General features: G+C 73.6%; 1 protein-coding gene. It reads right to left on the bottom strand.

Annotation, left to right across the window (positions count from 1 at the left end):
• Positions 1 to 23: 23 nt before the first annotated feature.
• Positions 24 to 12,458 (bottom strand): type I polyketide synthase, encoded by a 12,435-nt coding sequence (locus ABZ877_RS31005; RefSeq protein ID WP_361077836.1) that lies wholly within the window; start codon positions 12,456 to 12,458, stop codon positions 24 to 26.
• Positions 12,459 to 12,607: the final 149 nt, after the last annotated feature.

Genomic DNA, 12,607 nt, shown 5'->3' with positions numbered 1-12,607 from the left:
GGGATGTCGTGTCGGGGGACCGCTCAGGAGATCCCGAGTTCCTTGTCGATCAGGTCGAACATGTCCTGGTCGGAGGCGCCGACCAGTTCCTCGTCGACGTCCGCGGGGGGCGTCTCGTCGGTGGACGCGGTCTCGGACGCGGATGCGGATACGGATGCGGATGGGGACGCGGGCGCGGCCCAGGAGTCGAGCAGGTTCCGCAGCGCGTCGGCGAGTCCCTGCCTGCCGGCCGGGTCGGGGTCGGCGCGGTAGGCCGCCTCAATCTCCCTGAGCCGGGGGTCGAGGGCGGGATCGCCTGCTTCGGCCGGGAACAGTTCGGCGCCCAGGTGGTCGGCGAGCGCGTTCGGCGTGGGGTGGTCGAAGACGAGCGTCGCGGAGAGCTTCGTGCCGAGGGCGGCGCCGAGCCTGTTACGCAGTTCCACGGCGGTCAGGGAGTCGAAGCCCATGTCGCGGAACGCCTTGCCGGGCTTGACCGCCTCAGCCGGACCGGTGCCGAGCACCGCTCCGACGTGCGTGCGGATCAGTTCGGCCAGCCGACGCCTGCGCTTGGCCGCGGGCAGCGCGGTCAGCTCGGCGAGCAGTCCGCCCGGCGCCTGGTCCCCGTCCGCCGACTGTGCGGCGTCGTCCTCCGCCCGCTGAGCGGCCAACAACGCCTGAACGTCGGGGATCTCGTCGATGAGCGGACGGTGCCCGTGGGCGCAGTAGGCCGGGACGAAGCGGTCCCAGCGGATGTCCGCCACGACGACGGTCGCGTCGTTCGCCGCCACCGCCTCGCGCAGGGCGCGGACGGCCAGCCGGGGCTCCATCGCGGGCACCCCGCGCCGGAGCAGTCGCTCCCCCACCTCGGCGTCGACCATGCCGCCGCCCGCCCAGGCACCCCACGCCACGGAGGTCGCGGGCAGCCCCGCCGCACGGCGCCGCTCGGCGAGGGCGTCGAGGTGGGCGTTGGCCGCCGCGTACGGGGCCTGGCCGCCGTTGCCCCAGACGCCGGCGCCGGAGGAGAACAGTACGAACGCGTCCAACGGGCGCCCGGCGAACAGCTCGTGCAGGTTCTGCGCGCCGACGACCTTCGCGTGCATCAGCTCGACCGCCTCGCCCGCGTCGACCTCCGTGAGGGGCCGCGCCTGGTCGACGGCGCCCGCGGTGTGCACGACCGCCGTCAGCGCGGGTCCGTCGGAGTCGACCCGCTCGACGAGCCGACGCAGCGCGTCCCGGTCGGCGACGTCGCAGGCGGCGATCGTGACCCGGCAGCCGAGTTCGGTCAGCTCCCGCTCCAGCTCGGCCGCCCCGGGCGCGTCGGGGCCGCGCCGACTGGTCAGTACGAGGTGCTCGGCGCCCTCACGGGCGAGATCCCTGGCGACGTGGGCACCGAGCGCGCCGGTACCGCCGGTGACCAGGACCGTCCCGCGCGGCTTCCACACGGGCGCCCCGGCGGGGTCCGCGCCCCCGAGCGGCGAACGCACCATGCGCCGGACCCGGACGCCCACGGCACCGGCCCGCAGCGCGAACTCGCTCTCCTGCGTCGCGTTCTCGCCGCCTGCGAGGAGCGCGGGCAGATGGGACAGCACGTCAGTGGAACCGTCGTCGCCAGGGAGATCGACCAGGCCGCCCGCTCGCTCCGGGTCGTCAAGCGCGGCGACCCGAAGCAGGCCCCATACGGCGGCCTGACCCGCGTTCGGTGCCTGCCCTTCATCGCCGTCGACGGTCACGGCTCCGCGCGTCAGCGTCCACAACCCGGCCCGGACCCCGACATCGGTGAGGGCCTGACTCAACGCCATGGAGGCCAGCAGCCCCTTGGAGACACCGGGGCTGCGCCCGTCGGGTTCATCATCGAGAGCGAGCAGCGACAGCACTCCCGCCGGTGCGCCTGCCGCGTCCAGCACGGCCTTGTCGAGCAGCTCGGCAAGGACCTCGCGGTCCACCCGTTCGGGTACGAGGACCGGCACGACGCCCGCTCCCGACTCCTCCAGCACACGCCGCGCCCGCACCGTGAGGTCGTCACCGCGTCGGGCCTCCGGCACGACGAGCAGCCAGTCGCCGTCGAGGGCACCGCTGGCGGGAGCGGCGAACGGCCGCCACACCACGCGGTAACGCCAGTCATCGAGCACGTTCCGCTCGCGACGGGCGGTACGCCAGGCGGCCAGGGCCGGGACGACCGCCTCCAGCCCCTCCTCGACACCAAGCGTGCGGGTGAGCTTGTCCAGGTCGCCCGCCTCGACGGCCTGCCAGAACTGCTCGTCCACGGGATCGACGCTGGCCTGCGTCTCCTTCGGCACGTCGAGCCAGTAGCGGGTGCGCTGGAAGGGATAAGTCGGCAAGTCGACCAGGCGCGGGGACAGCCCTTCGAAGGCCGGCGCCCAGTCCACGGGCACGCCACGCGCCCACGCTTCACCGAGGGAGAGGTAGAAACGGTCGAGGCCGCCCTCGCCGCGTCGCAGGGAGCCGACGACCGGGGCGTCCGAACCGGCCGCTTCGACGGTCTCGGCGACCGGGACGGTCAGCACCGGATGCGGACTCATCTCCAGGAACGCGCCGTGGCCTTCGGCGAGCAGTTTCGTGACGGCGGGCGCGAGCTGCACGGTTTGACGCAGGTTGCGGTACCAGTACTGGCCGTCTGTGACAGGGGAGTCGATCCACTCTCCTGTCACTGTCGACAGGAACGGGACCGACGGCTCCAGCGCTGTGACGGAGTTCAGCAGTTCAGCCAGCTCCGCCTCGATAGCCTCCACATGAGCCGAGTGCGAGGCGTAATCGACCTCGATCCGACGCACCCGCACACCTTCACCCTCGGCATACGCCACCAGCTCATCGAGCGCGTCGGCATCACCCGAGACGACAGTCGACGTCGGCCCGTTCACCGCCGCCACGGCCACCCGGCCCGGCCAACGCCCGGCCAGCTCCTCAGCCCCTTCCGCAGGCAACGCAACCGACACCATGCCCCCACGCCCGGCAAGCGAGGTGATCGCACGCGACCGCAACGCCACCACCCGCGCCCCATCCCGCACACTCAACGCACCCGCCACCACAGCAGCCGCGATCTCACCCTGCGAATGACCGACGACCGCAGCAGGCCGCACACCGAACGACTCCCACAACGCGGCCAGCGACACCATCACCGCCCACAACACAGGCTGAACGACATCCACCCGGTCGAACCCGGGCGCACCCTCCACCCCCCGCACCACATCAACCAACGACCACTCCACGAACTCGCCCAGCGCGGTGGCACACTCCGCGAACCGTTCCGCGAACACCGGCGACGAGTCGAGCAGCTCCACCGCCATCCCGACCCACTGCGCCCCCTGCCCCGGGAACACGAACACCGGAGACGACGCCGCACCCACCACCGACCCCGACACCACCGACTCCCCCGCAACAACCACCGACCGGCACTCGAACGCCGACCGCGACCGCCACAACGACCACGCCACATCCACCGACTCCACAGCGGCGGACTCCAGATGGGCGTTCAACTGGCGGATCTGGACGGCCAGTGCTTCTTCGGTCCGGGCGGAGACCAGGAACGGCAGAGCGGGCGCGGACTCACGAACGGGGACGGGCTCCTCGTCCACGTGCTGCGGCGCTTCGAGGATGACGTGCGCGTTGGTCCCGCTGATGCCGAACGACGACACCCCGGCCCGACGCGGACGGTCGTCCGGCTCCGTCCACTCCCGGTTCCGCGCCAGCAGCTCGACCGTGCCCGTGGACCAGTCGACGATCCGGGACGGTTCATCCGCCTTCAGGGACTTGGGCAGGGTTCCGTGCCGCATGGCCTGCACCATCTTGATGACTCCGGCCATGCCGGAAGCCGCCTGCGCGTGCCCGATGTTGGACTTCACCGATCCCAGCCACAGCGGCCGTTCGGCGTCGCGCTCCTGTCCGTAGGTGGCCAGCAGCGCTTGCGCCTCGATCGGATCGCCCAGCTTCGTGCCCGTGCCGTGCGCCTCGACCACGTCGACGTCCGTGGCCGAGAGCCCCGCGTCCGCGAGCGCCGCGCGGATGACGCGCTGTTGGGAAGGGCCGTTGGGCGCGGTGAGGCCGTTCGACGCGCCGTCCTGGTTGATCGCCGAGCCCCGTACGACACCGAGCACCTGGTGCCCGTTGGCCCGCGCGTCGGACAGGCGCTCCAGGAGCAGGACGCCGACGCCCTCGGACAGTGCGAAGCCGTCGGCGTCGGCGGCGAAGGGCTTGCAGCGGCCGTCGGCGGCCAGCGCGCGTTGCCGGCTGAAGGCGACGAACGCGCCGGGTCCGGACATCACCGTGGCGGCGCCCGCCAGCGCGAGGCGGCACTCACCGGCGCGCAGGGCGCGGACGGCGAGGTGCAGGGCGACCAGCGACGACGAGCAGGCCGTGTCGACCGTGACGGCGGGGCCTTCGAGACCCAGGGCGTAGGCGATGCGGCCGGAGGCGACGCTGGCCGCCGCGCCGGTGGCGAGGTACCCCTCGTTGTCGCCGGACGCGGCACGCAACTGGGTGGCGTACTCCTGGTCGGTGAGGCCGACATAGACGCCGGTGGAGCTGCCCCGCAGGCTCTTGGGGTCGATGCCGGCCCGCTCCAGGGTCTCCCAGGAGGTCTCCAGGAGGAGGCGCTGCTGCGGGTCCATCGCGGTCGCCTCACGTGGCGAGATGCCGAAGAAGGCCGCGTCGAACTCGCCCGCGCCGTCGAGGAATCCGCTCTCCCGCACGTAGCTGGTGCCGAGGCGGTCGGGGTCGGGGTCGTAGAGGGCGTCGAGGTCCCAGCCCCGGTCGGTGGGGAGCGGGGTGATGGCGTCGACGCCGTCGAGGACCAGCCGCCACAGGTCCTCCGGGGTGCGTACGCCACCCGGGAAGCGGCAGCCCATCGACACGATGGCGATCGGGTCGTCGTCGCCCGCCCCGCGCGTCGGCTCCTCCGCCGGCCGTGTGTCCTCCTGCCCCTGCCCGCCGAACGCGAGGTCGTCCAGGAAGGCGGCGAGCGCGGAGATGCTGGGGTGGTCGAAGACGACGGTGGTGGGCAGCTTCAGACCGGTGGCGCGGTGCAGCCGGTCGCGCAGGGCGACGGCGGTGAGGGAGTCGAAGCCGAGGTCCTTGAAGGCGGCCTCCGCGCTGACGGCCTCGGCGTCGGCGTGCCCGAGCGCGGCCGCCACATGGGTGCCGACGAGCGTTCGCAGGGCGGCGAGTCGGCGGTCGGGCGTGAGGTCGGCGAGTGCGCGGAGCGCGGCGGCGGTGTCGTCGGCGCCGTCGTCCGTCGTGTCAGCGGGTTCGCGCCGGGCGGTGGGCAGTTCGGTCAGCAGGGCGCTCCCGCGCACCGAGGTGAAGACCTCGGCGAACCGGCGCCAGTCGACATCGGCGACCGCCACGACCGTGTCGTCGTGGTCGAGGGCCTGCTGGAGCCCGGCGACGGCGGCGCTCGGCCGGATGACGGGGACGCCCCTGCGGCGCAGGTCGTCCTGGACGGACTCGGCGATCATGCCGCCGCCCGCCCAGGGCCCCCAGGCCACGGAGAGCACCGGGGCGCCGTCGGCGCGGCGGCGTTCGGCGCGGGCGTCGAGGATCGCGTTGGCCGCGCCGTACGCGGCGTGGTCGGCGACGCCCCACGTGCCGGAGATGGACGAGAAGTACACGACGGCGTCCAGGTCGGCGGTGTCGAGGACCTCGTCGAGGTGGGCGGCGCCGAGGACCTTGCCGGACAGGGTGGCGGCGAGGTCGTCGACACCGGCTTCGTCCATCGGGCCGAGGACGCTCACCCCGGCCGCGTGCACGACGGAACGTACGGGGTCGCCGTCGTCGGCGAGGCCGCCGACCAGGGCGGCCAGGGCGTCGCGGTCGGCCATGTCGCAGGCGGCGACGGTCAGCCGGGTGCCGTGAGCGGCGAGTTCTTCCCGCAGTGCGTCGAGGTGGGCGCCGTCGCCCCGGCGGCCGGTGAGCACGAGGTGTTCCGCTCCCCGCGCGGCCAGCCAACGGGCGACATGCGCACCGAGCGCACCTGTCCCGCCGGTGACGAGCACCGTCCCACGCGGCGTCCAGTCACGGGGTGCCGCCCTGCCACCGGTGACCGCGGGCACGAGCCGACGACCGTACGCCGTGCCACCGCGCAAGGCGACCTGATCCTCCTCCGTGCCCGCCGTGACGGTGTCCAGGAGGAGGTCGACGGCGGGGCCGGCCCCGGACGCCGGAAGGTCCACGAGGCCGCCCCACCGCTTGGGGTGTTCCAGCGCGGCGACCCGGCCGAGCCCCCACACACCGGCCTGCGAAGGCGCGGTCGGCGCATCCTGCGGCCCCGTCCCCACGGCACCCCGCGTCACGCACCACAGTGGCGCGTCGATCCCGGCGTCACCGAGGGCCTGTACGAGGGTGAGCGTCCCGGCCAGACCGAGCGGCACGGCGGGCTGACGCGGGTGCGGGCGTTCATCGAGGGCCAGGAACGACAGCACCCCGGCATAGTCGGCCCCCTCGGCGGAGGGTGCGAGTAGGGCGCCGAGAGCACCGCGCTCCAAGTCCCCGGAGGCGGTCACGACGACTGCCCGGCCGCCGCGTGTCTCCAGCGCGGACACCACCTCGGTGGCGAGTCGCTCGTCCGCCATCTGCTCAGCCACGACGAGCAGCCAGGTTCCGCCGATCGCGGCGGGGGCGGCGACGGGAAGGGGCTTCCACTCCGTCCGGTACCGCCAGCCGTCGACCACACTCTGCTCGCGACGGGCGGTACGCCAGGCGGCCAGAGCCGGGACGACCGCCTCCAGCCCCTCCTGGACACCGAGGGTGCGCGTGAGCGCGTCCAGGTCGCCCTCCTCGACGGCCTGCCAGAACTGCTCGTCCACGGGATCGACGCTGACCTGCGTCTCCTTCGGCACATCCAGCCAGTAGCGGGTGCGCTGGAAGGGATAAGTCGGCAAGTCAACAACGCGCGGCGACAGACCGTCGAAGGCGGGCGTCCAGTCCACGGGCACGCCACGCGCCCAGGCTTCACCGAGGGAAAGGTAGAAGCGATCGAGACCGCCCTCACCACGCCGCAAAGACCCGACGACCGGGGCGTCCGAACCGGCCGCCTCCACGGTCTCGGCGACCGGGACGGTGAGCACGGGGTGCGGACTCATCTCCAGGAAGGCGCCATGGCCTTCGGCGAGCAGCCTCGTAACAGCAGGCGCGAGCTGCACGGTCTGCCGCAGGTTGCGGTACCAGTATCGGCCGTCCGTCTGCCCCGGCTCGACCCACTCCCCCGTCACCGTCGACAAGAACGGCACCGACGGCTCCAACGCCGTGACGGAGTTCAGCAGCTCAGCCAACTCGGTCTCAATGGCCTCCACATGAGCCGAATGCGAGGCGTAATCGACCTCGATCCGACGCACCCGCACACCTTCACCCTCGGCATACGCCACCAGCTCATCGAGCGCGTCGGCATCACCCGAGACCACGGTCGACGTCGGCCCGTTCACCGCCGCCACCGACACCCGACCCGGCCAACGCCCCGCCAACTCCCGGGCCCCGTCAGCCGCCAACGCCACCGACACCATGCCCCCACGCCCGGCCAACGCCGTAATCGCACGCGACCGCAACGCCACCACCCGCGCCCCATCACGCACACTCAACGCACCCGCCACCACAGCAGCCGCAATCTCACCCTGCGAATGACCCACCACCGCCGCAGGCCGCACACCAAACGACTCCCACAACGCAGCCAGCGACACCATCACCGCCCACAACACAGGCTGCACCACATCCACCCGGTCCAACCCAGGCGCACCCTCCACCCCCCGCACCACATCAACCAACGACCACTCCACGAACTCATCCAACGCAGCCGCACACTCCGCAAACCGCCCCGCAAACACCGGCGACGCGTCAAGCAGCCCCACCGCCATCCCCACCCACTGCGCCCCCTGCCCCGGGAACACAAACACCGGAGACGACGCCGCACCCACCACCGACCCCGACACCACCGACTCCCCCGCAACAACCACCGACCGGCACTCGAACGCCGACCGCGACCGCCACAACGACCACGCCACATCCACCGGGTCATGGGTCTCACCGTCAGCGGTGAACGCCACGAGCCGCTTCTCCTGCTCGGCGAGCGCCGCCGGGGTCCGGGCCGAGACGAGCCACGGCAGGGTGATGTCGGCCGTCGTGGGCCTGCCGGTGGGAACGGCGGGCTCGGGTGCGGCTTCGAGGATGACGTGCGCGTTGGTGCCGCTGATGCCGAACGACGACACCCCGGCCCGGCGCGGACGGTCGTCCGGCTCCGTCCACTCCCGGGCCCGGGTCAGCAGCTCCACCGCGCCGGAGCGCCAGTCGACGAGCGGCGAGGGCGCTTCGGCGTGCAGGGACCTCGGCAGGAGCCCCGCTCGCATGGCCTGCACCATCTTGATGACGCCGCCGATCCCGGCCGCGGCCTGGGCGTGCCCGATGTTGGACTTCAACGAGCCGAGCCAGAGGGGCCGTTCGGCATCGCGGCCCTGACCGTAGGTGGCGAGCAGGGCCTGTGCCTCGATCGGGTCGCCCAGCTTCGTGCCCGTGCCGTGCGCCTCGACCGCGTCCACCTCTGCGGCCGGCACGCCCGCATCCGCGAGGGCCGCACGGATCACCCGTTGCTGGGAAAGGCCGTTGGGGGCGGTGAGGCCGTTCGACGCGCCGTCCTGGTTGATCGCCGAGCCCCGTACGACACCGAGCACTTGATGCCCGTTGGCCCGCGCGTCCGACAGGCGCTCCAGGAGCAGCACGCCGACGCCCTCGGCCCAGTTGGTGCCGTCCGCGTCGGCGGCGAAGGGCTTGCAGCGGCCGTCGGCGGCGAGGCCGCGCTGGCGGCCGAACTCGACGAACATGCCCGGCCCCGACATGACGGTGGCGCCCGCGGCGACGGCGAGGGAGCAGTCCCCGGCGCGCAGGGCGCGGACGGCGAGGTGCAGGGCGACCAGCGACGAGGAGCAGGCCGTGTCGACCGTGACGGCGGGGCCTTCGAGACCCAGGGCGTAGGCGATGCGGCCGGAGATGACGCTGGCGGTCGTGCCGGTGAGGACGTGGCCCTCGACGGACTCCCCGGCTTCGTGCAGGCGCGGGCCGTACTCGGGCGCGGTGGCGCCGACGAAGACGCCGGTGGCGCTGGCGTGCAGGGTGCGGGGGTCGATGCCGGCCCGTTCGACGGTCTCCCAGGTGGTCTCCAGGAGCAGTCGCTGCTGCGGGTCCATCGCGGTCGCCTCACGCGGCGAGATGCCGAAGAAGGCCGCGTCGAACTCGCCCGCGCGGTCCAGGAACCCGCCCTCACGGACGTACGTGGTGCCGGTGCGGTCGGGGTCGGGGTCGTAGAGGGCGTCGAGGTCCCAGCCTCGGTCGGTCGGGAAGGCGGAGACGGCGTCGGTCTCGTCGCGGACCAGGCGCCACAGGTCCTCCGGGCTGCTGACGCCGCCGGGGTAGCGGCAGCCCATCGACACGATGGCGATCGGCTCGTCCGGGGCGGTGCGGTCACGCTCCAAGCGGTCCGTGTCGGCGGTCGTGGGGGCGGTCAGGTGCGCGGCGAGGCGTGCGGGGGTCGGGTGTTCGTAGACGGCGGTCGCGGGGAGGTCGGCGCCGGTCAGGGTGTTGATCCGGTCGCGGAGTTCCACGGCGGTGACGGAGTCGACGCCGAGTTCCTTGAAGGTCCGCCGCGGGTCGACCTCGGCGCGGTCGCTGTGGCCGAGGACGACGGCGGCGCAGTCGCGGACGAGGTCGAGTGCGTCGTCGGGGGTGAGGGTGGGGCCGGATGCCATGGCGTCGGTCGGGGCCGGGGCGTTGTCGGTGGGCGCTGAGGCCGTGGCCGTTCGGTGCGGTGCGGCGGGGCCCTGGTCGCCGTCGATCCAGTGGCGGCGGCGCTGGAAGGCGTAGGTGGGCAGCGGGACGCGGCGCGGTGCCAGGTCCGTGAAGGCGGGTGTCCAGTCGGCGTCGGCGCCCCGGGCCCACAGGGTCGCGAGGGAGGTCTGGAAGCGGGCGGGGCCGCCCTGGCCGCGGCGCAGGGTTCCGGTGACGACGGCGTGCCGGGGGCCCGCGGTGTTCTCGACGGTGTCCTGGACCGGGGCGGTCAGTACGGGGTGCGGGCTGACCTCGACGAAGGCGCCGTGGCCCGCGAGGGTGAGGGCGCGGACGGCCGGTTCGAGGAGGACGGGGTCGCGGAGGTTGTCGTACCAGTAGCGGGCGTCGGTGGCCGGGTGGTCGAGCCAGTCGCCGGTGACGGTGGAGAGGAAGGGCACGTCGGGGCGGCGGGGTGCGATGGGGGCGAGAAGGCGGAGCATCTCCTCGCGTACGGGCTCGACGTGCGGGGAGTGGGAGGCGTAGTCGATGCCGACGCGGCGGGCGCGGACGTCCTCGCGTGCGGCGGTGGCGAGGATGTCGGTGACGGTGTCGATGTCGGCGGAGACGACGGTGGAGCGGGGTCCGTTGAGGGCGGCGACGGTGACGCGGTCGCCCCAGCGGGCGACGAAGCTGCGGGCGTCGTCGTGGGTGAGGGCCAGGGAGACCATGCCGCTGCGGCCTTCGAGCGGGACGAGGATCTTGCTGCGCAGGGCGACGACGCGCGCGGCGTCCTCCAGGCTGAGGGCGCCCGCGACGACGGCGGCGGCGATCTCGCCCTGGGAGTGTCCGACGACGGCGGCGGGCTGGATCCCGTAGGACTGCCACAGGGTGGCGAGGGAGACCATGACGGCCCACAGGACGGGCTGGACGACGTCGGAGCGGTCGAGCGGCGGGGCGTCGGGTTCGCCGCGCAGGACGGCGGCGAGGTCCCAGTCGACGTGCGGGGCGAGGGCGTCCGCGCACTCGGCGAGGCGGGCGGCGAACACGGGTGAGGCGGTGAGGAGTTCGGCGGCCATGCCCGGCCACTGGCTGCCCTGGCCGGGGAAGACGAACACCGGACGGTGGATGTCTCCCTCGACCGGTCCGGCCGGGGCGGCGGTGGTGACGCCGTCGAGCAGGGCGGGGGTGTCGGCGCCCACGGCGAAGGCCCGGTGCGGGAGGTGGGCGCGGGTGGTGAGCAGGGACCAGGCGGTGTCGACCGGGTCGGCTCCGCTGTCGCGGACGTGCGCGGTGAGGCGGTCGGTCTGTGCGCGGAGCGCTTCGGGCGTGGCGGCGGACAGCAGCCAGGGCACGGTGGCGGCAGCGGGCCGGGGCTGCCGCTGCGGTGCGGTCGTCGGGGCCTCTTCGAGGACGAGGTGGACGTTGGTGCCGCCCATGCCGAAGGAGGAGACTCCGGCGCGCAGCGGGGTGCCGGGGGCGGCCGGGGTCCAGTCGGTGGTGTCGCGCTGGACGCGCAGGCCGAGGCCGTCCAGGTCGATGGCGGGGTTGGGGTTCTCGTGGTGGAGGCTGGGGACCAGTTTGCGGTGTGCGAGGCACAGCACGGTCTTGATCAGGCCCGCGATGCCGGCGGCGCCTTCGAGGTGTCCGATGTTGGTCTTGACCGAGCCGACGGCGAGCGGTGCGGACCGGCCGTTCGCGGTGCCGAGGACCGCGCCGAGTGCGGCGGCCTCGACGGGGTCGCCGACGCGGGTGCCCGTGCCGTGCAGTTCGACGTAGCCGATGTCCGCCGGGTCGACGCCCGCGCGGTGGCAGGCGGTGCGCAGGACGGCGGCCTGGGCGTCGGCGTCCGGGGTGGTGATGCTGGTGCCGGTGCCGTCGTTGTTGAGGGCGCCGCCGCGGATGACGGCGTGGACGTGGTCGCCGTCGGCGAGGGCGCGGGAGAGCAGTTTGAGTACGACGATGCCGCCGCCCTCGCCTCGTACGTAGCCGTTGGCGCGGGCGTCGAAGGTGTGGCAGGCGCCGTCCGGGGAGAGCGCCCCGAACTGGGCGGCGGCCAGTGTGCTCGCCGGGCTGAGGTTGAGGTGGACGCCGCCCGCGAGGGCGAGTTCGCTGTCGCCGTGGCGCAGGCTGTCGCAGGCGAGCTGGACGGCGGTCAGCGACGAGGACTGCGCGCTGTCGACGGTCATGCTGGGGCCGCCGACACCGAGGACGTAGGACAGCCGGTTGGCGATGAGGGAGCGGTTGAGGCCGGTGAGGGTGTGGTGTCCCGCCCCCTGTCCGGCGTCGCGGACGACGTCGGCGTAGTCGCAGGTGTCCGCGCCGAGGAAGACGGCGGTGGCGTGCGGGGCGGCGGTGGCGGGGATCCCGGCGTGTTCCAGTGCTTCCCAGCCCAGTTCGAGGGCGAGGCGGGCCTGCGGGTCCATGGCGTCGGCCTCGCGGGGCGAGATGCCGAAGAACGCCGCGTCGAAGTCGGCGGGGGCGGACACGTATCCGCCGCGCAGGGGTGCGATGCCGCCGTGCGGGGTGGGCCAGCCGTCGGCGGGCACGCCCGCGCGCCGGTCCTCGGGGGTGTCGGTGACGGCGCCGCGGCCCTCGGTGAGCAGGTGCCAGTACGCGTCCGGGCCGTCGGCGCCCGGGAACCGGCACGCGAGGCCGACCACGGCCACGGGCTCGGGGCCCGGGGTGGTGGTCCGGGGGTCGGTGGGCACCGGCTCGTTCATCGATGGCACTCCAATAACCGGGGGCGTCAGGGCGGGGACGGCTCACACATTCGCACGCGAGTGAGGGCTGTCCGGCGAGGGAGGGAAACGCTCTAGGGGAATCTCTAGGCACGTCGCGGGCTGTGGCGGCGGCGCCGGTCCGGACGTTT

The organism is Streptomyces sp. NPDC046939 (assembly GCF_040644575.1).
Taxonomy (GTDB): domain Bacteria; phylum Actinomycetota; class Actinomycetes; order Streptomycetales; family Streptomycetaceae; genus Streptomyces.
This window is presented reverse-complemented; position numbering and strand designations above follow the sequence as displayed.